General features: G+C 68.5%; 27 protein-coding genes and 1 tRNA gene. 19 read left to right on the top strand and 9 right to left on the bottom strand.

The window, feature by feature from the left end:
- Window positions 1-19: 19 nt before the first annotated feature.
- Window positions 20-661: a 50S ribosomal protein L25/general stress protein Ctc gene (locus tag ACWGID_RS22945; RefSeq protein WP_452199604.1), complete on the bottom strand. Its 642-nt coding sequence runs from the start codon at window positions 659-661 to the stop codon at window positions 20-22.
- Between the two features lie 301 nt (window positions 662-962).
- Here ACWGID_RS22945 and ACWGID_RS22940 point away from each other — a divergent pair, with 301 nt between their 5' ends.
- Together ACWGID_RS22940 and ACWGID_RS22935 are read left to right on the top strand one after the other, a co-directional pair.
- Window positions 963-1,634, top strand: a complete 672-nt coding sequence (locus ACWGID_RS22940) for a DUF3137 domain-containing protein (protein WP_452199602.1) — start codon at window positions 963-965, stop codon at window positions 1,632-1,634.
- Window positions 1,631-2,248, top strand: a complete 618-nt coding sequence (locus ACWGID_RS22935) for a hypothetical protein (RefSeq protein WP_452199600.1) — start codon at window positions 1,631-1,633, stop codon at window positions 2,246-2,248. The genes ACWGID_RS22940 and ACWGID_RS22935 overlap by 4 nt, the downstream gene beginning before the upstream one ends.
- Here the strand turns inward: ACWGID_RS22935 and ACWGID_RS22930 are convergent.
- Window positions 2,241-3,014, bottom strand: coding sequence for a DUF1932 domain-containing protein (locus ACWGID_RS22930; RefSeq protein WP_452199598.1), 774 nt, complete (start codon window positions 3,012-3,014; stop codon window positions 2,241-2,243). The genes ACWGID_RS22935 and ACWGID_RS22930 overlap by 8 nt on opposite strands.
- Before the next feature lie 132 nt (window positions 3,015-3,146).
- On the opposite strand from ACWGID_RS22930, the gene ACWGID_RS22925 reads away from it, so the two are divergent.
- Entirely contained in the window at window positions 3,147-3,623 is a 477-nt protein-coding gene (locus ACWGID_RS22925; RefSeq protein WP_452199596.1) for a hypothetical protein, read from the top strand.
- Window positions 3,624-3,706: 83 nt separating this feature from the next.
- Here the strand turns inward: ACWGID_RS22925 and ACWGID_RS22920 are convergent, their stop codons facing one another.
- Together ACWGID_RS22920 and glmU are read right to left on the bottom strand one after the other, a co-directional pair.
- Complete coding sequence (locus ACWGID_RS22920; RefSeq protein ID WP_452199594.1) at window positions 3,707-4,687, bottom strand: ribose-phosphate diphosphokinase; 981 nt, start codon at window positions 4,685-4,687, stop codon at window positions 3,707-3,709.
- A gap of 29 nt (window positions 4,688-4,716) precedes the next feature.
- Window positions 4,717-6,228: a bifunctional UDP-N-acetylglucosamine diphosphorylase/glucosamine-1-phosphate N-acetyltransferase GlmU gene (gene glmU, locus ACWGID_RS22915; RefSeq protein ID WP_452199593.1), complete on the bottom strand. Its 1,512-nt coding sequence runs from the start codon at window positions 6,226-6,228 to the stop codon at window positions 4,717-4,719.
- 158 nt (window positions 6,229-6,386) lie between these two features.
- On the opposite strand from glmU, the gene ACWGID_RS22910 reads away from it, so the two are divergent.
- The 4 genes from ACWGID_RS22910 (at window position 6,387) to ACWGID_RS22895 (ending at window position 9,022) form a co-directional block, all read left to right on the top strand.
- Window positions 6,387-6,884, top strand: a complete 498-nt coding sequence (locus ACWGID_RS22910; RefSeq protein WP_452199591.1) for a DinB family protein — start codon at window positions 6,387-6,389, stop codon at window positions 6,882-6,884.
- Window positions 6,885-6,953: 69 nt separating this feature from the next.
- Window positions 6,954-7,928, top strand: coding sequence for an ABC transporter ATP-binding protein (locus tag ACWGID_RS22905; protein WP_452199589.1), 975 nt, complete (start codon window positions 6,954-6,956; stop codon window positions 7,926-7,928).
- Entirely contained in the window at window positions 7,925-8,650 is a 726-nt protein-coding gene (locus ACWGID_RS22900) for an ABC transporter permease (RefSeq protein WP_452199587.1), read from the top strand. Before ACWGID_RS22905 ends, ACWGID_RS22900 begins: the two co-directional genes overlap by 4 nt.
- A 36-nt stretch (window positions 8,651-8,686) precedes the next feature.
- Complete coding sequence (locus ACWGID_RS22895; protein ID WP_452199585.1) at window positions 8,687-9,022, top strand: VOC family protein; 336 nt, start codon at window positions 8,687-8,689, stop codon at window positions 9,020-9,022.
- On the opposite strand, the gene ACWGID_RS22890 is transcribed toward ACWGID_RS22895, so the two are convergent.
- Window positions 9,012-9,950, bottom strand: coding sequence for a phosphotransferase family protein (locus ACWGID_RS22890; protein ID WP_452199583.1), 939 nt, complete (start codon window positions 9,948-9,950; stop codon window positions 9,012-9,014). The genes ACWGID_RS22895 and ACWGID_RS22890 overlap by 11 nt on opposite strands.
- A 109-nt stretch (window positions 9,951-10,059) precedes the next feature.
- Between ACWGID_RS22890 and ACWGID_RS22885 the strand changes: the two genes are divergently transcribed.
- Window positions 10,060-10,872, top strand: a complete 813-nt coding sequence (locus ACWGID_RS22885) for an alpha/beta fold hydrolase (RefSeq protein ID WP_452199581.1) — start codon at window positions 10,060-10,062, stop codon at window positions 10,870-10,872.
- 39 nt (window positions 10,873-10,911) lie between these two features.
- Here ACWGID_RS22885 and ACWGID_RS22880 read toward each other — a convergent pair whose 3' ends face one another.
- Complete coding sequence (locus ACWGID_RS22880) at window positions 10,912-11,238, bottom strand: hypothetical protein (RefSeq protein WP_452199579.1); 327 nt, start codon at window positions 11,236-11,238, stop codon at window positions 10,912-10,914.
- 369 nt (window positions 11,239-11,607) lie between these two features.
- Here ACWGID_RS22880 and ACWGID_RS22875 point away from each other — a divergent pair, with 369 nt between their 5' ends.
- Window positions 11,608-12,648, top strand: a complete 1,041-nt coding sequence (locus ACWGID_RS22875; RefSeq protein ID WP_452199577.1) for a threonine ammonia-lyase — start codon at window positions 11,608-11,610, stop codon at window positions 12,646-12,648.
- Window positions 12,649-12,659: 11 nt separating this feature from the next.
- Here ACWGID_RS22875 and ACWGID_RS22870 read toward each other — a convergent pair whose 3' ends face one another.
- The gene (locus ACWGID_RS22870) at window positions 12,660-13,085 is read right to left on the bottom strand and encodes an N-acetyltransferase family protein (RefSeq protein WP_452199575.1); all 426 of its coding nucleotides are present in this window, start codon (window positions 13,083-13,085) and stop codon (window positions 12,660-12,662) included.
- Window positions 13,086-13,219: 134 nt separating this feature from the next.
- Here ACWGID_RS22870 and ACWGID_RS22865 point away from each other — a divergent pair, with 134 nt between their 5' ends.
- The 4 genes from ACWGID_RS22865 (at window position 13,220) to ACWGID_RS22850 (ending at window position 15,246) form a co-directional block, all read left to right on the top strand.
- Complete coding sequence (locus tag ACWGID_RS22865; RefSeq protein WP_452199574.1) at window positions 13,220-13,657, top strand: GNAT family N-acetyltransferase; 438 nt, start codon at window positions 13,220-13,222, stop codon at window positions 13,655-13,657.
- A gap of 101 nt (window positions 13,658-13,758) precedes the next feature.
- Window positions 13,759-14,226: an NUDIX hydrolase gene (locus ACWGID_RS22860; protein ID WP_452199572.1), complete on the top strand. Its 468-nt coding sequence runs from the start codon at window positions 13,759-13,761 to the stop codon at window positions 14,224-14,226.
- 59 nt (window positions 14,227-14,285) lie between these two features.
- Window positions 14,286-14,663, top strand: a complete 378-nt coding sequence (locus ACWGID_RS22855; RefSeq protein WP_452199570.1) for a hypothetical protein — start codon at window positions 14,286-14,288, stop codon at window positions 14,661-14,663.
- Between the two features lie 46 nt (window positions 14,664-14,709).
- A complete protein-coding gene (locus ACWGID_RS22850) occupies window positions 14,710-15,246 on the top strand; it encodes a hypothetical protein (RefSeq protein WP_452199568.1) in 537 nt (178 codons plus the stop codon).
- Here the strand turns inward: ACWGID_RS22850 and ACWGID_RS22845 are convergent.
- Both ACWGID_RS22845 and ACWGID_RS22840 read right to left on the bottom strand, forming a co-directional pair.
- Window positions 15,230-15,748, bottom strand: coding sequence for a GNAT family N-acetyltransferase (locus tag ACWGID_RS22845; protein ID WP_452199566.1), 519 nt, complete (start codon window positions 15,746-15,748; stop codon window positions 15,230-15,232). The two genes, ACWGID_RS22850 and ACWGID_RS22845, sit on opposite strands and share 17 nt — an antisense overlap.
- 82 nt (window positions 15,749-15,830) lie before the next feature.
- Window positions 15,831-15,902: transfer RNA gene (locus ACWGID_RS22840), tRNA-Gln, on the bottom strand.
- Between the two features lie 122 nt (window positions 15,903-16,024).
- Between ACWGID_RS22840 and ACWGID_RS22835 the strand changes: the two genes are divergently transcribed.
- The 6 genes from ACWGID_RS22835 to ACWGID_RS22810 all read left to right on the top strand — a co-directional run bounded on the left by ACWGID_RS22835 (window position 16,025) and on the right by ACWGID_RS22810 (window position 23,088).
- Entirely contained in the window at window positions 16,025-17,023 is a 999-nt protein-coding gene (locus ACWGID_RS22835; protein WP_452199564.1) for an acyl-CoA desaturase, read from the top strand.
- Between the two features lie 57 nt (window positions 17,024-17,080).
- Complete coding sequence (locus ACWGID_RS22830) at window positions 17,081-17,722, top strand: TetR/AcrR family transcriptional regulator (RefSeq protein WP_350281329.1); 642 nt, start codon at window positions 17,081-17,083, stop codon at window positions 17,720-17,722.
- Between the two features lie 179 nt (window positions 17,723-17,901).
- Complete coding sequence (locus tag ACWGID_RS22825) at window positions 17,902-19,080, top strand: sensor histidine kinase (protein WP_452199561.1); 1,179 nt, start codon at window positions 17,902-17,904, stop codon at window positions 19,078-19,080.
- Window positions 19,080-19,745, top strand: a complete 666-nt coding sequence (locus tag ACWGID_RS22820) for a response regulator transcription factor (RefSeq protein WP_452199559.1) — start codon at window positions 19,080-19,082, stop codon at window positions 19,743-19,745. The genes ACWGID_RS22825 and ACWGID_RS22820 overlap by 1 nt, the downstream gene beginning before the upstream one ends.
- Window positions 19,746-19,844: 99 nt before the next feature.
- Complete coding sequence (locus ACWGID_RS22815; RefSeq protein WP_452199557.1) at window positions 19,845-20,624, top strand: ABC transporter ATP-binding protein; 780 nt, start codon at window positions 19,845-19,847, stop codon at window positions 20,622-20,624.
- Between the two features lies 1 nt (window position 20,625).
- A complete protein-coding gene (locus ACWGID_RS22810) occupies window positions 20,626-23,088 on the top strand; it encodes an ABC transporter permease (protein ID WP_452199555.1) in 2,463 nt (820 codons plus the stop codon).
- The last annotated feature ends 85 nt before the right edge of the window (window positions 23,089-23,173 follow it).

The following is a 23,173-nucleotide window of genomic DNA, read 5'->3' as shown; positions in this document are numbered from 1 at the left end:
GTATGTGCTGCGGCAGAGGTTACTCGGCCGCGGCGGCCACCGGCTCCGCGGTCTCCGGCTCGTCGCGCTCGATGCCGGCCTCGGCCTCCGCCTCGGCCAGCTCCGCCTCGGCCTGCTCGGCGGTCTGCTGGGCGGTGATGTTCACGATCAGGGTGTCCGGTTCGATCGCCAGCGTGGTCCCGGTCGGCAGGGTCAGGTCGGAGGCGTGGATCTGCGCGCCGACCTCGAGGCCCTCGATGGAGACGGTGACGCCGTCCGGAATGTGGGTCGCCTCGGCCTCGACCAGGATGCTCTGGGCTTCCAGGACGACCAGGGCGTCGCTGACGGCCTCGCCCTCGAGGTGGACCGCGATGTCGACCTGAACCTTCTCGCCACGGCGGACGATGACCAGGTCGACGTGCTCGATGAAGCCCTTGATCGGGTCGCGCTGGACCTGCTTCGGCAGCGCCAGGTGCGACTCGCCGCCCTCGACCTCGATCATCAGCAGGGCGTTCGCGGTCTTCAGGGCCAGCATGGTGTCGTGACCGGGCAGCGTGATGTGCACCGGGTCACTGCCGTGGCCGTAGAGGACGGCGGGAACTTTGTTCTCCCGGCGGATTCGGCGGGCAGCCCCCTTGCCGAACTCCGTACGCGATTCGGCTTGGATCTTGACCTCGGCCACGACTGAACTCCTCAAAAGCGTTGCGGTGATCTGTTGTCTGGGTGGAACTCGGCTGCAACCTCAGCGGGCGCCTGCTGACCCCGGAGAAGGCGTCAGGCAACGAACCACCGCGTCGATCACGGAGCCGCGCCCAACAACTCTCGGGGGGCGTCCCTCGCCGAGGCAACCAAAACAGTCTACCCACGAGCGCGGCCAGACGGGAAATCCGTACGCCGCAGGTGCTTTGTCCCGTGCGCGACGGCGTACCCGGTGACCGGTTTTCCCCGACGCTGGCGGACCACCTCTTCGATACGTTGCCGGGGTGATTTCCTTCCTGGCGGCGCTGGTCCTGCTCATCCCGGTAGTCACGCTCTGCGGCGTGATCTGGCTGGTGGTCTGGTCGCAGCGACGGCGCAAGGAGGCGGCGATGCGGCGGGCCTCGCAGGTGGCGGCGGTCGGCTGGCAACTGGTCCCGCCGAACCAGTGGCTGGTGCAGGTCGCGGGCACGCTCTTCCCGTCGAACGGTGAGGTCGCGGCGGCGTACGCCGGGGAGTTCCGGGATCGCGGACTGTGCGTGTTCGACTACACCTATGTGACCAGCAACGGGAAGACACAGACGTCGCACACCGTGCAGTTCGTTGCCCTGAACCTCCCGGTCGCGCTGCCGTCGATGACGGTGATGCACGAGACCGGCCTGCGGCGGATGTTCCGCGGCCACGACCTCGAACTGGAGAACGCGGAGTTCAACGAGCGCTTCCGGGTCGAGTGCGACGACGACCGGTACGGGTCGGCGGTCATGCACCCGCGCATGATGGAGTGCGTGATGCTGAACCCCGGCCTGGAGTGGATGATCGCCGGGAACGCGTTGGTCAGCTGGGGCCAGGGTGCGTTCGAGGTGCCGGACGTCCTCGCCCGGGCCGAGGCGATGACACGGTTCATCGAGCTGCTCCCGCCGTTCGTCCTGCGTGACTACGGGCAACCGACGTACCGATGATCGTCACGATCGTTGTTCTCTGCCTGATCGCGGTCGGGCTTCTGTTGCTGTACCTGCGGTCGCTGCACCGTCGCCGTACCTTCCTCGACGAGCGGCTGCGGGCCGCGGCGGGGCACGGCTGGCACCCGGCGCCGACCGATCCCTGGCTGGCGGGGATCGCCGAGCAGTTGTACTCCGGGCAGGGATCCGCCGAGCGGATGGTCGCGGGCCAAGGGATCCGGGCGCTCGATTTCACCTACAGCGCGAGCAGTACGGCGACCGCGGCCAAGTGTCACGTGATCGCGTACGACCTGCCGTGTGCGCTGCCTCCGCTCGCGGTCCTGCAGAAGAACCCGCTGGTGGCGAGCCAGGAGTTCGAAAGCACACGGTTCAACCAGCAGTTCACGGTCGAGGCGGACGATCCGCGGTACGCGAGCGCTGTGGTCAACCCGCAGTTGATGGAGCTCCTGACCGACCGATTCCCCTATGTGCAATGGCGGATCGAGGGGCGCGCGCTCGTCACCTGGGGGCTCGGTTACTGGACCGTGCCGGCGGTCGCCGAGGCGGCGTTCCTGTTCGGCCGGATCGTGGACCTGATTCCGCCGTTCGTGATCGAGGACTACGGGATCAGGTGAGTTTGGTCCACACCTGGCGCAGCGCACGGGCCGCGTCGCCTTCGAGGCCCGCGTCGTCGAGGGTCTCGGCGAGCTCGTCGAATTCCGGGCCCCAGCGCCACGCCACGCTGCGCAACCGCTCGGGAAGCTCCGGATCCTGCAGCGAACCGGCATCCGCCCGCACCTGCTGCGCCGTGAGCGCATCCGTCACGCCGTGCTTCTCGGCCAACTGGAACGCGAGCACCGCCAGCGCCGCCTTGCCCTTGTTGTAGAGCGCGTACGACGACTTCGCCGCACTGGCAGCACCGGGCTCGGACCCGACCACCATCGGGGTGACCGCCGTGCCGGCCCACAAACCGGCGACGTCCTCCGCCTGCGCGCCCGACAACATCAGATGCGTCGGGCTGGGCCCACCGGTCGGAGGCGGGCCGACCACGCCGGCGTCGACGAAACTCGCATCCGGTACGGCGGCCTGGGCTTCGCGCAGGGAGATGGGGGACAGCGGGTTCGCCTCAACGTAGGTCCCGCGGAAGCCCGCGGCGCCGACCTGCTTCGCGATGTCCACCGCGCCTTGTGGAGCACACGAGCAGAGGACGACGTCGGCCAGTGCGATCGCGTCCGCGAACGGCGTACCGATCAGGCCGGCTTCGTCGGCGCGGGTCTTCGTTGCCTCACTGCGGCCGTCCGGGACCCAGTGCACCTCGTGTCCGGCAGCCACCAACTGCGCGGCGAGCTGCGAGCCCATGGCGCCGGGATGGAACACAGTGATTCGCCTGGGGATTCGCATGGGGCGTCCGATCCTCGATCCGGTCAGTCACCACCAAACCTATGTCAGTCACCGTGCGGCCCGAGCCGTTGCCTCCGCGTCGGAATCAGGGGCAGCGTGGAGGGCAATAGCGGCTCACAGGGGGAGGAATTGATGAGTGAGAACGCGATCGGGCGCCGGCAGGCGCTGAGGGGCGCGGGAATGGCCGCGGGTGGTGTCGCGGTCGCCGGCCTGGCTACGGCCGCACCGGCGATGGCGGACAGCGGCAACGGCCCGACGGGCAGCTGGTTGTGCACACGGCAGGACGACGGCACGACGGCCAAGATCCGGTTGGTCCTGAGTTTCAGCGGCGGTGACGTGTTCCTGTCGCACGACATCAGCCCGGCCGGACCGCCGTTCACTGGGACCTGGGCGTCGAAGGGCAAGTCGTTCCAGGCGACCTTCTGGACCGGGAACGCCGGCGGCCCGGGGCAGTCGGTCGGGCCTACTGCCCGGGTGCGGGCGCGGGGCTCGGTGTCGCACGGGAAGCTGACGGCGAGGTACCAGTTCACGGTGTTCGCGCCGAACAGTGACACTCACGTCATCCAGTCCGGCACCGGGACGGTGACCGGGCGCCGGATCAGCGCCTGATCATGACAATGCTCGGCGCCGGACCTGGTGTGGTCCGGCACCGAGCGTTGCCCAGGCGCGGGTGGTGTTGAAGCGGGTGGTGGTCAGGCGCGGCCGTCGAAGAGGCTGGTGACCGAGCCGTCCTCGAAGACCTCCCGGATCGCCCGGCTGATCAGGGGTGCGATCGACAGCTCCGTGAGCTTGTCGAACCGGCGGTCCTCGGCGATCGGCAGCGTGTTGGTGACGATCACCTCGCTGGCCTGGCAGTTCTTCAGCCGGTCCACCGCCGGGCCGGACAGGATCGCGTGCGTGGCCGCGATCACCACGCCCGCGGCGCCCTCGGTCATCAGCGCGTCGGCGGCCTTGGTAATCGTGCCGGCGGTGTCGATCATGTCGTCGACCAGGATGCAGACCCGGCCCTTGACCTCACCGACGACCCGGTTGGCGACCGTCTCGTTCGGCCGGTCGATGTCGCGGGTCTTGTGGATGAACGCCAGCGGCGCGCCGCCGAGCCGGGCGGACCACTGCTCGGCGACCTTGATCCGGCCGGCGTCCGGCGAGACCACGGCCAACTGCTGGTCGCCGTACTTCTCCGCGACGTAGGTGCTCAGGATCGGGAGCGCCATCAGGTGGTCCACCGGGCCGTCGAAGAAGCCCTGGATCTGCGACGTGTGCAGGTCCACGCAGATCAGCCGGTTGGCGCCCGCGGTCTTGAACAGGTCGGCCATCAGGCGGGCCGAGATCGGTTCGCGACCGCGGTGCTTCTTGTCCTGCCGCGCGTAGCCGTAGAACGGGAGCACCACGGTGATCCGCTTGGCCGACGCCCGCTTCAGCGCGTCGACCATGATCAGCTGCTCCATGATCCACTCGTTGATCGGCGAGGTGTGGCTCTGGATCACGAACGCGTCGCTGCCCCGGACCGACTCCTCGAACCGGACGTAGATCTCGCCGTTGGCGAAGTCGTACGCCTGCGTCGGGACCAGTCCCGAGCCGAGCTCCTCGGCGACCTCCTCCGCCAGCCCGGGATGGGCCCGGCCGGAGAAAACCATCAGGTTCTTCTCGGTGGTTCGTTTCATCCCACTCATCGCCCGCGCCTCCCGTTGTCCTGTCGCGTCTACTGCTCGCCGGACCGGTCCGGCGTACCGGACTGGTCGTCGGCCTTGTCACCGGTGGGGTCACCGCTGGAGTCACCGGCCTGCTCGGCGAGTGCTGCCTCGGCCGCCGCGGCGGTCTTGGTGCCGGGTCGCTTGCGCTCCACCCAGCCCTTGATGTTGCGCTGCCGGCCGCGGGCCACCGCGATCTCGCCCGGGCCGACGTCCTCGGTCAGCGCGGTACCGGCCGCCAGGTACGCACCGTCGGCGATGGTGCGCGGCGCGACCAGCACCGAGTTGCTGCCGATGAACGAGTGCTTCCCGACGTGCGTCGGGTGCTTCGCGACACCGTCGTAGTTCGCGAAGATCGTGCCGGCGCCGATGTTCGCGCCCTCGCCGATCGTCGCGTCCCCGGCGTACGTCAGGTGCGGCACCTTGGCGCCGTCGCCGATGGTGGAGTTCTTGGTCTCGACGAAGGTGCCGATCTTGCCCTTGACGCCGAGCTTGGTGCCCGGGCGCAGGTACGCGAACGGGCCGACCGAGGCACCGTCGCCGATCACCGCGAGTGACCCGTGGGTCCGGATGATCGTGGCGTTCTCGCCGATCTCCAGGTCGGTCAGGGTGGTGTCCGGACCGATCGTCGTACCGCTGCCGACCGTGGTGGCGCCGTGCAGCTGGGTGTTCGGCAGCAGGGTGACGTCCCGGGCCAGGTCGACGGTCTGGTCGACCCAGGTGGTGTTCGGGTCGACGATCGTCACGCCCGCACGCATGTGCTTGGTGAGGGTACGGCGGTTCAGCTCGGCACGGAGCGTGGCGAGCTGGACGCGGTCGTTGACGCCCTCGGTCTGCATCGCGTCGGCGGTGACGTGCGACCCGACCCGCTTGCCGTCGTTCCGGGCGATGCCGAGGACGTCGGTCAGGTACAGCTCGCCCTGGGCGTTGTCGGTGGTCAGTCGGCTGAGACCGTCACGCAGGGTGATCGCGTCGAACACGTAGATCCCGGCGTTGATCTCGTCGATCGCCCGCTGCTCCGGGGTCGCGTCCTTGTGCTCGACGATCGCGGCGACGGTGCCGTCCGCGCCCTGCACGATCCTGCCGTACCCGGTCGGGTCCGGGACCCGGGCGGTCAGCACGGTGACCGCGTTGCCGTCCTTGTCGTGGGCGGCGACCAGGTCGTGCAACGTCTCTGCCTCGAGCAGCGGGACGTCACCCGACGTGACGATCACGGAGCCGTCGAAGCTGTCCGGTACGGCGGTCAGACCCGCGCGTACGGCGTCGCCGGTGCCGAGCTGCTGCTCCTGGACGGCGGTCCGGGCGTCCGGGTCGACGCTCCTGAGGTGGTCCTCGACCAGCTCGCGGCCGTTGCCGACCACGACGACGAGGTGTTCGGGGTTCAGCGCCCGGGCGGTCACCACGGCATGCCCGACGAGACTGCGCCCGCCGATCTCGTGCAACACCTTCGGGGTCGCCGATTTCATCCGGGTTCCCAGACCAGCGGCCATGATGACGACCGCCGCGGGGCGATGGGAAGTCACGCGGTCTTCTCCTCGAGTTCCCTGCGAGTTTCTTTCAACAAGTATCAGCATGGGCACCCGATGCAGTGCCCGCGCAAGCCTACTTCCTCATCAGATGAGCCTCCCCCCGGGTACAAGGAGAGCGATTTCACTTTCCACGACCGGGAGGGATCAGCCTCATGGAGCGCATCGACAAGCCGGCGAGCGGGCCGGAGCGGGAGATCGTGGTCGGCTGGCTCGAGTTCCACCGGGACGCACTCCGGGCGAAGTGCGCCGGCCTGGACCCCGACCAGCTGGTACGCCGCGCCGTACCGCCGTCGGCGTTGTCGCTGCTGGGCCTCGTGCGGCACCTGGCGGAGATGGAGCGGGCGTGGGGCGGGTACGCACTCGGGCCGCAGACCGCGATGGTGCCCGTCTGGGGCGACTACACCGACGACGGGCCGGACTGGGACTTCGATGTGAACCCCTCGATGGTGGACGAGTCGATGGCGGTCTGGGCGACGGAGCGCGACCGGACGGATACGGCGCTGGCGGCGTACGCCGACCTCGACGCGGTCCCGCCCGGGAACGGGATGAGCGTGCGGTGGAACCTGCAGAAGCTCCTGCAGGAGTACGCGCGGCACAACGGGCACGCCGACCTCCTCCGGGAGGCAATCGACGGGGAGACCGGGGAGTAACCGGACGTCGACGCTGGGGCCGGCGACCCGGGTAATCTCGAAGTACCCGGGGGGAACGATCGAGGAGCCGTGAACGCGGGGACCGAAGACAGCGCAAGCTCGACCGGACCGGCCCTGTCGGCCGACCGGCTGAGCAAGCGTTTCGGCGACCGGGTGGCTTTCGACGACGTCACGTTCGAGATCGGGTACGGCGAGGTCTTCGGGTTCCTCGGGCCGAACGGTGCGGGCAAGACGACGACCGTACGGACCCTGGGCACGTTGCTCGCGCCGACCTCCGGGTCGGCCACTGTCGCGGGACTCCGACTGACACCGGACAACGGCGTCGAGATCCGCCGGCGGATCTCGATCATGCCCGAGTCGCCCGGCCTGTACCTGCGGCTGAGCGTGCTGGAGAACCTGCGGTGCTTCGCCGATCTGTACGAGGTGCCCGCCGCACTGGAGCGGATCGACCACGTGCTGAGCGCGGTGCACCTGACCGATCGGGCCCACGATTCCTGTGGCTCCTTGTCGAAGGGCCTTCGGCAGCGGGTCGCACTGGCCCGGGCGCTGCTGAACGACCCTCGCGTGCTGTTCCTCGACGAGCCGACCTCCGGTCTCGATCCCGTCGCCGCCCGCGGGGTGCACGACCTGATCGACGATCTCCGGCACCGCGGCGTCACGATCTTCCTCACCACACATCGCCTGGACGAGGCCGAGCGCCTCTGCGACCGGGTCGCCATCCTGAACACGACGCTGCGCACCATCGGCCGGCCGGCGCAGTTACGCGACGAGCTCTTCGCACGGACGCTCACCGTGCGTACGGCGGCCCCGATCCACGACCCGGATCGGGTCTTCCGCGGCCTCCGAGGCGTCACCGGCTGGCATGCCGGCAGCGCCGCGACGTACGTGCTGACCGTGACGGATCCGGAGCTGGCGGCACCGGACGTGACCCGGGCCCTGGTGAAGGACGACGCGGACGTGCTCTCGATCAGCGCCTCACACCACTCGCTCGAGGACGTCTACCTGGAGCTCGTCACCAACGACGTCCAAGCGGGCCGGTCATGAGGCTCAACCGCAGACTGGTCCGCGCGATCATCGCCAAGGAACTGCGCGAGTTCCGGCGGAACCGATCGCTCGTGGTCGGGATGGCAATCATTCCTGTCATCTTCTCCGTCCAGCCCCTGGTCGCGGTCTTCGCGCTGAGTTCGTCGGCATCGGAGGCACTGAGGCACGAACACGTGCTCTTGTACCTGCTCGGCATTCCGGCTCTCGTGCCGTCCATGGTGGCCGCGTACGCCGTGGTCGGCGAGCGCGAGCAGGGCACTCTGGAGCCGTTGCTCACGACACCGATCCGCCGCGAGGAACTGCTGCTCGGTAAGGCTCTCGCGACGTTTCTCCCCGCGACCGGTGTCGCGTACGGCGTCTACATCCTGTTCCTCGCCTGCGTAGGGCTTTTCGCCCAGCCCGGGGTGGCCGCGGCGCTCATCCGCCCGTCCGACCTGCTCGCCCAACTGGTGTTCACACCGTTGCTGGCCGGGTGGTCGATCTGGGTGGCCATCGTCATCTCCACCCGGTCCAACGACGTCCGCGTGGCGCAGCAACTCTCCACGTTGGCCAGCCTGCCGTCAGTCGTCCTGACCACTCTGGTCGCCCTGAACGTCATCGAAACGTCCCGGCTCCTGGCGGTGCTGGCGGCGGCAGCCTTGGTGGCGCTGAACCGGATCGGCTGGCGGGTGTCATCAGTGGCGTTCGACCGGGAACGGCTGATCACGGGCACGAAGTCCTGACCCGCGTTACACCCGGATCTCTGCGACCCTCGGATCATGGCCCTCACTCTCGGAGCAATCATCCTGAACGTCCCGAAAACCGGCCCCGCCGCGGAGTTCTGGCGCGAAGCCCTCGGCTTCACCGGCCAGCCCGGCAACCCCGACTTCCTGCTTCCGCCGGCGAACGCCCGCCCCACCCGCCTGCACCTCGACGAAACCGACCAGACCCACCTCGACCTCTGGGTCGACCACGAGACGTCAACCCTGGAATCCGAAGTGGCCCGTCTCATCGCCCTCGGCGCCGTACGCGTCGAGGACTGGACCTACCCAGCCGACGCCGACTTCGTCGTCCTCAAATCCCCCGACGGTACCGTCTTCTGCATCATCGACTGAGCAGTGCGGTGACTTGTGGGGTGTTGTAGAAGCGGGCCGTCAGCGGGAGGTGGCTGTCGCGGTCGTACGGGTCGTTGTCGTGGGCGTTGCTGATGATGAGCGAGTACGCGCAGCGGTAGAGCAGGAGTTGTTCGGCGTCGTACCCGAGGTTCGTCGCGAACGTTTCGTCGAAGGCTGCCTCGACCTCGCGGCACCGGGGCGACCACAGATCGATCACGCTGGCGGCCGCGGCGGCGTCGAACACCGGGTCGCCAGGCATCGTCAGCAGGCCGAGGTCGAGCACCGTGACGGGACGGAGGTTCTCGTCGACCAGGATGTTCCCGGCCGTCACGTCGCCGTGGACCAGCCGCGTCTCCGGCTCCTTGATCTCCGCCAGCAACGCGAGGAGCCTGTCCAGCTTCGGCTCGAAGTCGTCGATGACGGCGCGCAGCTGATCCGCGGACTTCTCGGCCCGCCGACGAACCAGACCCGCCAGCGCCTCGTTCCACGAAACCCCTACCGGCCGGAACGGATCCGCCTCGTCCAGCACGGTCATCCGGTTGAGCACCGGCGGAGCATCCACCTGCGCGAGGGCCGCGAGTACCTCGACAACACAATCCCGCACCCGCTCCCAGCCGGGCTCCCCGAAAGCCGGCGCCACCGTGTGCAACGGGACCCCGGGCAACTCCGCCTCGACCGTCACCCAATACGGCCCCGGCCGATGAACCTCCAGCATCCGCGGCGTACGAAACGGCAGTCGTCCGTCGAGCGCGGCGTACAACTCCCCCAACCGCCGCAATTCGCTCTCGCCGGCGTGGAACCACACCTTCGCGATCCGCTCGTCGCCGAGCCGATAGACCGCCCCCTCCATCCCGATCGCGAGCTGCTCCGCTCCGGCGTACCCGAGCACCCGAAGCTGCTCCTCCAGAACGGCGTCCGACAACGGCATACGCGACCTCTCCCTGAACGGCTGGCCCCAGCGACCCTAGCCGCGCGGGTTGCCCGTCGCAGCTCGATTAACGGCTCGGATTGTCGGTGGGGCGTGGGATTGTTCGGGGATGGGTGAAGCGTTCGTCGACGTCGGGGACGTCACGTTGTTCGTGCGGGAGCTCGGCGTGCGGAGCGCGAAGCCTTCGGTGGTGGTGATTCATGGCGGGCCGGATGTCGGGCACGGGTATCTCGTGCCCGGGTTCGAGCCGTTGGCCCGGGATCACCACGTGGTGCTGTTCGACTTCCGCGGGTGCGGGCGGAGCACGCGGGGGTTGCCCGCGGACGACCTGCAGCCGGAGTACGTCGTACGGGATGCGCACCGGCTGATCGACAAGCTCGGGCTCGAGACGGTCGACCTGGTCGGGTTCTCGACCGGTGGGCGAGCGGCGATCCAGTTCGTGGACAAGCATCCCGAGCAGGTACGCCGGTTGGTGCTCGCGTCAACGTCGGCGTACGGCGCTGCGGACCACGCCCGTTACCTCGCGGACTTTGACGAGTACCACCGTCGCCAGGCCATCGAGGACGCGGCGAACGGTGCCCTGCGCAACTCGACCGTGTTCGTCTGGGACCTCGACCTGGCGCCGGCGTACCTGCAATTGCTCGAGTCCCTCGGCACGGACCTCGGCGACTGGTCCTTCGAGCGTGCTGTGAAGGGCCTCATACATCCGTGGTTCTCCGGCGATCCCGAGCAGATCCTGCGCGACTTCGCGAAGCCGGTCCTGGTCCTGCACGGCGCGCAGGACATGGGTTTCCCCGTCCAGGTCGCGCATCGCCTGCACGCCGCCGTACCCAGGAGTCAGCTGGCCGTCATCCCGGCACCGCCCACATGTGCCACTTCGAGCAGCCGGAGACATGGGCGAACCACATCGCCGCGTTCCTGAACGCCGACGACTCGTAACGTCCCCCACCAACGCGTCCGGTCAGCTGAGGAACGCGCGCAGGTCGTGATCCCCTTCCTGGAAACTGGCGTGCAGCCAGCGCTGCTGGTCCTCGTTCAGACTCCCCCAGGCGGTTTTCAGTACCTGCGTCGGCTTCCGCTCCGGATCTCGCGCGAGCCCCGGCACCAGAGCGGTGCAGATCTCGGCCAGCCGCCGGATCTGCTCCTGGTACTCGTCCGTCGGAAACACGCCACTCTGCGTCGGCTGTCGCTTGTACGACATCTGCCCGATCGCCGTGACGGCCTCTTCAACTGCGTACGCAACCGCGGCCGCAGCCGCGTCCTCCCAGCGTCGCTCTTTCCTCCCCATCCGCCCATCGTCGAACCCGCACCCGTCCCCCGCAAGCCCATGCCCTTAAATCCCGTGCTCATGCGGGTCATCGGGGTACGCACCCACCACGGGGACCTCTTCGCCAGCAGGGCCATCACAACCATCGAGAGACCGGTGAGGATGCCCGGCGCGGCCATCGCGGCGCACCAATCTCCAGCCGATTCCGCCAAGTGCTCCGCACCAGCGGTTCAACTGGTAGATCGCCTGTCACCACAGAAGCCCCTCGGCCGGCTGAGTAGTCACAATCGTTTCCGGGCGTACTCATCCTCCGCAACAGAACCGCACCAACCTGCATCTTCCCTGCTTCGGATCACCGGGTGTGCCTGCCAATGCGTAAGCTCCCGTGTCGTGCAGGCGACGCGGCTCGATCTGGAGCGGATTCGTGCGGTACGGCGGCTTGTCGACCCGGTGTTCCTCGACACTCCGCTGTACCGATGTGAGGCGCTCGAACTGGGCTGCGAGCTCAGCATCAAGCTCGAGACAGCGAACCCGGTCCGCAGTTTCAAAGGCCGCGGTACCGAGGTCGTCGCGAGTCAGCTCGCCGCCGGCGACTCGCGAGCCGTGGTGTGCGCGAGCGCCGGCAACCTCGGGCAGGCGCTCGCCTGGTCGGGACGCCGCCGCGGCCTCGACGTCACCGTCGTCGCCTCCCGCTTCGCGACCAAGGCCAAGCTCGACCGCATCCGCTCCCTCGGCGCCACCCTCGAACTAGTCGACGGCGACCACGAACTCGCCCGCGACCGAGCCGCCGAGATCGCGCAGTACGCCGGGATCCGCCTCCTCGAAGACAGCCTCGACCTCGAAACCTGCGAAGGCGCCGCAACTATCGCCCTCGAACTCGTGGAGACGTGGTCAAGGCGTGACGACTGCCCCAGGGGCGACGCGGGGGCGAGGGGCGACTGCGCGTCGGACGGGAGTTTGCTCGCGGACAGTGAGGCCGGGCGGCCTGTGGTGTTGATCGCGCTCGGGGGTGGGGCGATGGCGACTGGTGTGGGTTATGTACTGAAGATGCTCGCCCCGGAGGTCGAGGTGATCTGCGTCCAGCCGCTCGGCGCACCTGCGATGACGCATTCCTTTCACCAGCGCCGCGTCGTCACCACCGACACGATCGACACCATCGCCGACGGCGTCGCCGGCCGGCGTCCGATCCCGGAAGTACTCGACGACCTCCTCGTCGTCGCGGACGACGCCGTCCTCGTGCAGGAAGCCTCGATCATCACCGCCATCCGCCTACTCCACGACCACGCCGGCCTCATCGTCGAACCCTCAGCCGCTCTCGGCGTCGCCGCAATCCTCGAAGACCGCAACCGCTTCGCCGGCCGCCCCGTCACAACCATCATCTGCGGCAACAACATCGACCCCGAAACCCACCGCCACTGGATCAACCTCTGAAGGCACGCCTTCTACTGACGGAGCTCTTCGACAACAACAGCCGGCTTCCATAGGAGTACTTCGTCGTACAGCTGGCCGCCTCGGTCGTGGAACCCGTCGGGCATCCGGCCCCACTCGCGGAACCCGAGACCGACGTACGCGCGCTCGGCATTGGTCCCACCGCGGCAACTGACCTCGAGCACCGAGCATCCCCACGCGTTCGCCTGCGAGCCGGCTGCGTCGACGATCTGCCGCGCAAGCCCCGTTCCGCGCGCAGCCGGGACAATCACGAACCCACCAAGCTTCGCCCGATGCCCACGCATCCGATGCGCGAGCCGCTCCACCGTGGTCATCCCCACCACGCCACCCTGGTTCTCCGCGACCAGGAAGCAGAACTCGCTCCCCCGTTCCCGCTCAACCGCCGACTCCACCAGCTCGGTGGTCTCCTCGATCGTCAACCCACACAGCCGATTCTCGTGAAGGCTCTCTACATCTTTCAGACGCACCCGCCGGACGATCATCCACCCGACAATAGCCATTCGCTCACGTAATTCCAGCCAAAGGGATGACGAGATGCAGCAGACTAAGGCCCGTGCCTGTACAAGACATCCACATCCGTCCAGCCCGACTCGAGGACGGCGAGCTCGTGTGGCCGCTCGCCGAGGCGTTCGCCATGTCGTTCACTCCCGAACGGACTGCCTTCGACGCGACGTGGGCGCAGCTGGTCGACGTACCGGACACGCTCTTGCTGGTCGCCGAGACCGGTGACGGCGGGATCGTCGGGTACCTGCTCGGCAACTGCCACCTCACGTTCCTCGCCAACGGCCCCGTCGCGTGGGTCGAGGAGATCATGGTCGACCAGAATCTCCGGCAGTCCGGCATCGGCCGCCTCCTGATGGAGCACGCCGAGAAGTGGGCCCAGTCCGCGGGCGCGCCGTACCTCGCCCTCGCCAGCCGCCGAGCCGGCCCCTTCTACCTCGCCCTCGGCTACGAAGACTCAGCCACCTTCTACCGAAAAACGCTCGCCTAGCCAGTCCGCCAGGCCGCCGACTGCCCCACTCCCGATGTCCCATCTCAGAACCGTAGTCACCCCCGCGCCCGCTCCGGCGAGTCATGGGATACTCGCGGACTGTGGAAGAGCTCCTGGCAGCGGACGCCGACGGATCGGCGCTGCTCAGCTTTGATCGGCTCGGGGAAGACGAACTCGGTGGGCTGGACCCGGCCGTGCCGCTCACGGCCTCGCTCGTGGTGCTGTGGTGCCGGGGCGAGTGCCTGATGGTGTTCAACAGGTTCCGGAAGGCGTGGGAGCTCCCCGGCGGGATGCTGGATCCGGGCGAGTCGGCGCGGGACGCCGCGATCCGCGAACTCGATGAGGAGAGCGGCCAGCGCGCGGACTCCCTCGAATTCGCCGGCGCCGCACGGATCCGGGTCGCGCCCGACCAGCGGCGCGAGTTCCTGGCGATCTACCGCGGCGAGATCGCCACACCGCAACCGTTCACACCGAACGACGAGATGTCCCACAGCACCTGGTGGAACCCGAGCGAGCCCCTCAAGGACCTGCTCCCCATCGACGCCGCCCTCGCCATCCTCTGCGCCTGAACGCTGGTACGCCGAGGTAAAGGCGCGCGGGCATCGCCTCAGCGGGCGATCATGATGCGATGCCCGAAAAGCACTCACGTCTCGTACCTGGCGGCCGAGCCTTCTACCTGACCGAACGCCTGTGGGAGCTGTCCGCCGGCCTTCCCGTCGAGTCGGTACCGATCGACACCATCGCCGCGTTCGACGAGGACTGCTGGTTCGGCGGCGCCGCGGTCACCTGCCGCATGGTCGCCCGCCACGCCGGCCTCATCCAGAAAGCCGACCTCAGCTACCCCGTCATCCTCTCCGCCGACGGCCGCCTGATGGACGGCGGCCACCGAATCTCCAAAGCCTGGATCAACGGCCAATCCACCATCAAAGCCGTCCGCTTCCAAACCGACCCAGACCCCGACTACTACGAGTGGGACCCAGCCCAGCCCACACCTGCCGACGACTAGGCAAATCGCTTTGCCGGTGGCGGCCCAGGACGGCATCATCACTCGAATGCCGACGCCACCAGCCCTAGCGATCTCCGGCCCTCCCGGAGTCGGGAAGACCTCGGTCGGCTGGCGAGTCTTCGACCGCTGCATCGACCTAGATCTCGCACCGGCTTTTGCGGACCTGGATCTGCTGGGCGCGGCCTGGCCGGCTCCCGACGACGACCCACATCACTCGCGCCTGAAGGCAGCCAACTTGGCTGTCGTGTGGTCGAACTACGTCAAGGCAGGCAGCCGTCGCCTCATCATCGCCGGAGTCGTCGAGGACCTCCACGAACTGCAACAACTCGAACACGCCACCGAAGGCCCCGTCGTGCTCTGCCGTCTCGACGCCCCAGACGCCGAACTCGCCCAACGAATCCACAACCGCGGCCGCGAGAGCGAACACAACGTCAACCAGCTCATCACCCGCGCCTGCGAACTCTCCACCCAACTCGCCACAAACGACATCAGCAACTGCGTAGTCAAAACCGCAGCACGCACCATCGACGAGGTAGCCGACGAAGTCCTCGACCGGTGGAGGACGTTCAGGCTCGCCTCGTAGCGAATTGGTCGGCGGTGATCAGGAACTGGCGGTAGAAGCTGCCTTGACCCATGTACTCGCCACCGGCACCCGTCCCGGTTTCGGTCATCCCGAGCCGCCGGAGAATCGTCACCGATCCGCGATTGGCATCGAGCGCCTCGGCCCAGATCTCGGAGAGCCCCAACGTGCCGAACCCGTAGCTGAGACCGGCTGCAGCGGCGGCTGTGCCGATTCCGCGGCCCCACAGGCGTCGTTCCCCAATGACGAACCCGAGCTCGAGGCGTTCTGCGCCCTTCCCGTGCAGATCTACATAGCCCGCCAGGCTGCCGGCGACCTCCGCGCCCAGCCGCCGCAAGTCCGAGGGTGGCTGCGCGATCAGCCTACGATGGAAGGCCAGGCGTTCATCCAGGCCGAGCGCGATGGTCCAGTCCGCGGCACGACAGAACTGTTCATCGTCGCCCCAACCAGCGACGGTCGCCGCGTCATCCGCAGTGAGCGGGCGCAGCCGAACCTCGAGGTTCACCCGGCCAATCTACTCAGCGCTCAGTAGTGACGTGCGAGCAAAAACCCCGGCTCGGGGACTCCAGAGCCGGGGTTTTGGGTTGCTCCCCCGCCAGGTTTCGATCCTGGTCTTCGAGATTCAAAGTCTCGCGGGCTGCCGATTACCCCACGGGGGATCGTGGTTGCCGGGACAGTTTGCCACGAGTGGGGTGGATGACACGCTCAGGGGTTCCTTACCTACGGGGCCGTAGGTTACGGTGGCGTAGGTAAGGACCCCCTGAGCCGAGGGAAGACACACATGACTCCACCCGCCGTTGCCACGCCCGACGCGCCCACCCGGACCGCGCCCGCCGTCGAGGACGTGCACACCGGGACGCTCGGTGGTGAACAGAAGAAGGCCTGGGAGCAGGTCGCGCTCGCGCTGTTCATCGGTATCCCGTTCCTGGCGGTGCTGGCGGCGGTGCCGATCGCGTGGGGCGGGTTCCTCGGCTGGCGGGACGTGGTCCTGGCTGTGGTGTTCTACACGATCGCCGGGCACGGGATCTCGATCGGTTTCCACCGGCTGTTCACGCACAAGTCGTTCAAGCCGAACCGCGCGACGAAGTACATGCTCGCGATCGCCGGCTCGCTGGCGATCGAGGGACCGGTGATCCGCTGGGTGGCCGATCACCGCAAGCACCACAAGTTCTCCGACCGCGACGGCGACCCGCACAGCCCGTGGAAGTACGGCAACAGCCTCGGAGCGCTGTCCAAGGGCTTCTTCCACGCGCACGTCGGGTGGTTGTTCGACACCGAGCAGACTCCGCAGCGGCAGTACGCGCCGGACCTGCTGAAGGACAAGGACATCGTCCAGGTGTCGCGGATGTTCCCGCTGCTGGTGACTGTCTCGCTGCTCGCGCCGGCGATCATCGGCGGCCTGTGGTCGTGGTCGATCGAGGGCGCGTTGACCGCATTCTTCTGGGCCAGCCTGGTCCGGATCGCGCTGCTGCACCACGTCACCTGGTCGATCAACTCGATCTGCCACACGATCGGCGACCGGCCGTTCAAGAGCCGCGACAAGTCCGGCAACGTGTGGTGGCTGGCGATCCTGAGCCAGGGCGAGTCGTGGCACAACCTGCACCACTCCGACCCGACCTGCGCGCGGCACGGCGTACTGCGTGGGCAGCTCGACACGTCGGCGCGGTGCATCTGGTTCTTCGAGAAAATGGGCTGGGTCAGCGACGTCCGCTGGCCGGTCAGGGAGCGCCTGGAGGCCCGCCGGGCCGACGCGACGCCCCGCACCTTGAAGGCGGCCTGACCGTAATTCCCGCACCCGCAACACCTGAGTACGGCATGATGCTGACGTGATCTCGACGTGACGGAACCCAAACCGCGGCGGTCCGGCCGGATCCGGATGACGAGTGCCGAGCGTCGCGAACAACTCATCACCATCGCCCGCGGCCTGTTCGCCCAGAAGGGGTACGAGGCCACCTCGGTGGAGGAGATCGCGGCGCGCGCCGAGGTCTCCAAGCCGGTCGTGTACGAACACTTCGGCGGCAAGGAAGGCCTGTACGCCGTCGTCGTGGACCGCGAGGTACGGGCGCTCCTCGACGGTGTCACCCAGTCGCTGACCGCAGGCCGGGCGCACGAACTCGTGGAGCAGGCCGCGCTCGCGCTGCTCGACTACATCGAGAACAACTCCGACGGTTTCCGGATCCTGGTCCGGGACTCCCCGGTCGGTTCGTCGACCGGTTCGTTCATCTCGATCCTCAGCGACGTCGCGACCCGGGTCGAGCACATCCTGGCGGAGAACTTCAAGCGCCGCGGCCTGGACCCGAAGAACGCGCCGATGTACGCCCAGATGCTGGTCGGCATGGTCGCGCTCACCGGCCAGTGGTGGCTCGACGCCCGCAAGCCGAAGAAGCCCGACGTCGCCGCGCACCTCGTCAACCTGGCCTGGAACGGCCTGTCCGGCCTCGAACCCAAGCCCACCCTGTCGACGCGCCCGCACAAGTAGGCGTACCGAAGAACGGGTAGTGGTCCGGGCTCCGGTCATTCCGCACGCCTGGGGCCGGCGGCACCTAGCCAGGCGGAGGCGACCACTACCCGTCGTTCGGTACGCAACACCCTGGTCGTACGCCGACATCCGACTGTGGACTGACCCCTCGCAGCGGGCGGCCCCGTACCCTGGCTCGCATGACGGGGATCTTGACCGCGCGGCCGCTGCCTGCCCGGAGCAGGGCGTTCGACCTGTTCCTCGCCGGCGGGCTCTGCGTGACGTTCGGGTTCCTGTCGCTCGCCCAGGCGCACTTCGGCGGCATCCTCGCGTTCGGCATGCTGGTCCCGCTGATCTGGCGCCGCACGCACCCCGAACTGGTCTTCTTCGGCGTCTGCTCGGTCGCCGTCGTGCAATGGCTGGCCGGCGTCGAGCTGCAACCGGGCAACCTCGGCCTGCTGGTCGCGCTCTACGCGATCACCGTGTACGGCGACGTACGCCTGAGCCGCATCGCCCTCGGGATCGGCGGCCTCGGCGTCCTGATGGCGACCTCCCGCTACTGGGCGAGCTCGGACTGGAAGCAGCAGGTCACGATGATGGTCGCGCTCGGCGCGGTCGTCTTCGGCGTCTGGGCGTTCGGCGAGCGCCGCCGGACCCGCGGGCTGTACGTCAACCAACTCGAGGAGCGGGCCGCCCAGCTCGAGCGTGACCGCGACCGCGAGGCGAAGCTGGCTGTCAGCAACGAGCGGACCCGGATCGCCCGCGAGATCCACGATGTGGTCGCGCACGGGTTGTCGATCATGATCGTCCAGGCCGACGGCGGTCTGTACGCCGCGGACCAGTCCCCCGAGGCGGCGAAGAAGGCGCTCGCGACCATCGGCGACACCGGCCGCGCGAGCCTGACCGAGATGCGCAAGATGCTCGGCCTGCTCAAACAGGACGAGCAGAACGAACTGGATCCGAACCAGCCGCGCCCGCAGCCCGGCGTCTCGTCGCTGCCGGAGCTGATCGAGAACGTCCGGGAAGCCGGGCTGGCCGTCAGCTACGACGTCACCGGCCAGCCCCGCGACCTGCCGGCCCTGCTCGGCCTCACCGCGTACCGGATCGTGCAGGAGGGGCTGACCAACACCCTGAAACACGCCGGGCCGGGAGCGCGGACCTCCGTCACCTTGGACTTCGGTCGCGAGATGCTGATCGTGGTGGTCACCGACGACGGCCGCGGTGCCGGCGTCGCGCCGAGCTCGGACCCGGGTCACGGCCTGGTCGGGATGCGGCAGCGCGCCTCGGTCTCGGGCGGTACGGTGAGCGCCGGACCGAAGGCGGGCGGCGGTTACGAGGTGATCGCCAAGCTGCCGTACAACCTGCCGACTGGAGAGTGATGGACGACGTGATCCGGGTGTTCCTGGTGGACGATCAGGAACTGGTCCGAGCGGGATTCACGATGCTGGTCGACTCCCAGGCGGACATGCGCGTCGTCGGTCAGGCGGGTGACGGCGGCGAGGCGGTCGAGAAGATCCAGGTCACCGCGTGCGACGTCGTACTGATGGACGTCCGGATGCCGCGACTGGACGGCGTCCAGGCCACCCAGCAGCTGCAGTCGTTGCCGCAGGCCCCCAAGGTGATCGTACTGACCACCTTCGACCTGGACGAGTACGCGTTCGCCGCGATCAAGGCCGGCGCGGCCGGCTTCCTGCTCAAGAACACCCCGCCCGCGGACCTGCTGAGCGCGATCCGCCAGGTGTACTCCGGTGACGCGGTGGTCTCCCCGAGTACGACGAAGCGGCTGCTGGAGCACTTCGCCGGCGCACTGCCCGACACCGAGACCGAACGGCCGGACCTGGCCGAGCTGACCGCCCGCGAGCGCGAGGTGCTGATCGAGGTCGCCCGCGGCCTGTCGAACACCGAGATCGCCAAGCTCTTCACGTTGTCCGAGGCAACGGTGAAGACGCATATCGGCCGGATTCTCGCGAAGACCGGCCTGCGGGACCGGGTCGCGCTCGTCGTCCTGGGGTACGAGACCGGGCTCGTCCGGCCGACCAAGTAATACCCAGGTAGGACGCGGAGTCCCCACTCTGGTCCGACGTACGCAGGGCTCGCGTTCACTAACTTTTGGTTCACCATCGGGTTTGAACCAAGGAGTGACATGAGCTTGCAGACCGGGGAGCTTGCGGCCGGGCGGCTGCCGCAGGACGGGGAGCCGCGGACCGCGATCCGGGCGCACGAGCTGCGCAAGGTGTACGGACAGGGCGACACCGCGGTCGCCGCGCTCGACGGCGTCTCGGTCGACTTCGGCGTCGGCCAGTTCACCGCGATCATGGGCCCGTCCGGGTCCGGCAAGTCGACACTGATGCACTGTCTGGCCGGGCTGGACACCCCGACCGGCGGCCAGGTACTGCTCGGCGAGACCGAGCTGACCCAGCTGCCCGACGCGGAGCTGACCAAGATCCGCCGGGACCGGATCGGGTTCGTGTTCCAGTCGTTCAACCTGCTGCCGATGCTGACCGCGAAGGACAACATCCTGCTGCCGCTCGAGCTCGGGAACCGCAAGCCCGAGCAGCAGTGGCTCGGCACGCTGATCGACGTACTCGGGTTACAGGACCGGCTCACGCACCGGCCGTCGGAGTTGTCCGGCGGTCAGCAGCAGCGGGTCGCGGTCGCGCGTGCCCTGGTCGGCCGGCCGGAGGTCGTGTTCGCCGACGAGCCGACCGGCAACCTGGACTCGCGGTCCGGGGCCGAGGTGCTCGGCTTCCTGCGCCGCTCGGTCCGCGAGTTCGGCCAGACCGTGGTGATGGTGACCCACGACCCGCTGGCGGCGTCGTACGCCGACCGCGTCGTGATGCTTGCCGACGGCAAGCTGGCCGGCGAGCTGCGGCAGCCGACCCCGGAGAGCGTCCTGGACGCGCTGCGCCAGCTGGGGGCCTGACGTGCGACGCTCCATCCTCTCCTCGCTGCGCGCCCACCTGGGCCGCCTGATCGCCGCCTGCCTGGCGATCGTCCTCGGGGTCGGTTTCGGGTCGCTCGCGATGATCGTGCACGCGTCCGCGTCGCACGGCGTCGACGAGACGATCGGTGCGCAGTACAAGGGGGTCGACGCGGTCGTCTCCACGGGCAACGCGACGATCTCGCCGGACGACATCGCGAAGGCGCAGAAGATTCCGCAGGCCGCGTCGGTCGTCACGCTGACCACCGCCTTCCTGCAGGCGTCGTACCCCGGTCTGGTCCGCCCGACGTCACTTCCGATCGACGCGCTGTACGACACCACCCACATCTCCGGTCCCGGGACCTCGTCCGGCCGGTTGCCCACCGCAACCAACGAGATCGCGCTGCCGGCCCGGACCGCCGCCAAGCACAAGGTCTCGGTGGGCCAGACGCTGCGGATCAGCTCGTACGACGACAAGTCCTGGAACGTCACCGTGGTGGGCCTGCTCGACGACTCGAAGTCCGTCGGTACGGCGGCCGCGGTCGCGACGCCCGCGGCGGTGAAGGTCTTCGAACCGGGCGCGTACACCCGCGCGATCGCGATCGCCGGCAAGCCCGGTGTCACCGAGCAGCAGCTCGCGGACGCCGCGCAGGCCGCGGTGTCGAAGGACCTGCGGACCTACACCGGTACGGCGTACATCCAGCACGAGGTGGAGGGCTTCACGCACGGCATCGACGTACTCGGTGGTGTGTTCGGGATGTTCGCCGTGATCGCGCTGTTCGTCGCCTGCCTGGTGATCGGCAACACGTTCACGATCGTGATCGCCCAGCGCACCCGCGAGATGGCGTTGCTGCGCTGTGTCGGCGCGTCCCGGCGACAGGTGTTCTCCTCGGTCCTGGCCGAGGCGGCCGTGGTCGGCGCGATCGCGTCGGCGATCGGTGTGGTCTTCGGGGTCGCGCTCTCCGCGCTGGCGCTGGCGCTGTCCCGCGAGTTCGACTGGGGTATCCCGGCCGTCCCGTTGCATCTCGATCTGTCGTCGGTGTTCCTGCCGCTGCTGCTCGGTACGGTCGCCACGCTCATCGCCGCCGTCGTACCGGCCCGGCGCGCGACGAAGGTGGCCCCGCTGGCCGCGCTGCGTCCCGAGGCTACTCCGGCGGCCGGGTCGAAGGCCGGCGTACTGCGCCTGGTCCTGGGCTTCCTGCTGCTCGCGGGCGGCGGTCTGCTGCTCGCGGCGGGAGCGTCGCAGAGCCAGGTCTTGCTCGGTGTCGCGGGTGGCGGGCTCTCGTTCCTCGGGGTCCTCGCGATCGGTTCACTGCTGGTGCCGGCGTTGATCCGCCTGATCGGCGCGCTCCCGGCCCGAGGTGGTGGCGTACCCGCCCGGATCGCCGTCGCGAACGCGGTCCGGAACCCGAAACGTACGGCGGCCACGACGTCCGCCCTGCTGATCGGGGTCACGCTGATCAGCCTCACCTGTGTCGGAATCGCCTCGGTGCGCAGGACCTTCGACGTGTCGATGGACGGGCAGTATCCGGTCGACCTGATGGTGACGACGTACAACGAGAAGATGCCGGCCGGCGCGGAACAGCAACTGCGCGACATCAAGGGCATCACGCAGGTCGTCCCGATCAGCAAGGTGACCGTGAACGCCGGCGGCCAGGAGCTCCCGGTCACCGGGATCGACCCGAAAGCGGCCGGCTCGGTGATCCACAACCCGGATCTGGCCAACAAACTCGAGCCGGGGACGGCGCTGCTGGACCACTCGACGATGGTCCTGCTGCAGGTCGAGAGCGGCGTCCCGGTGACGATCGTCGCGGGGAAGCACAAGCTGCTCATGAAGGCGAAACTGGCAACCGGGCTCGGACCGATCACGGTGACCTCGAGCGACCTCGCGAAGCTGGCGCCGAACGCGGCGGTGACCGGGTACTGGCTGGCGTCGGATCCGAAGGCGAACGGCTCACAGGTGATCGAAGCCGTCCAGCAGTCGATCCCGACCGTGAAGGACCTGAGCGTCGAGGGCGGTCTGGCCGAGCGGACCAGCTACACGAAGATCTTCGACGTCCTGCTGATCGTCGGGATCGGTCTGCTCGGGGTCTCGGTGCTGATCGCGCTGGTCGGCGTCGGGAACACGCTCAGTCTGTCGGTGCTGGAGCGGACGCGGGAGAACGCACTGCTCCGGGCGATGGGGTTGTCCCGAGGCCAGCTACGCCGGATGCTCGCCGTCGAGTCGTTGCTGATGGCACTCGTCGCGGCCGGTCTCGGGATCGTGCTCGGCCTGATCTACGGCTGGACCGGGACGAGTGCGCTGATGGGCGGCCAGACGGTCGACGGTGGTGTCGAGTACGCCGTACCCGGGAAGCTGCTGATCGCAATCGCCGCCATCGCCGCGGTCGCAGGCTTGCTCGCCTCGGTCCTGCCCGCTCGCCGGGCGGCGAAGGTCGCACCGGCCGGCGCGCTGGCCACCGAATAACACCGAGTAAGAGCAGGGGGCGGGGGCGGGCGGAGGGGGCGCGGGCTGGGGCACCCCGACGCTCAGTTACAAAGACTCGCAGGGT

It is taken from the genome of Kribbella sp. NPDC054772, from assembly GCF_053611945.1.
This window is presented reverse-complemented; position numbering and strand designations above follow the sequence as displayed.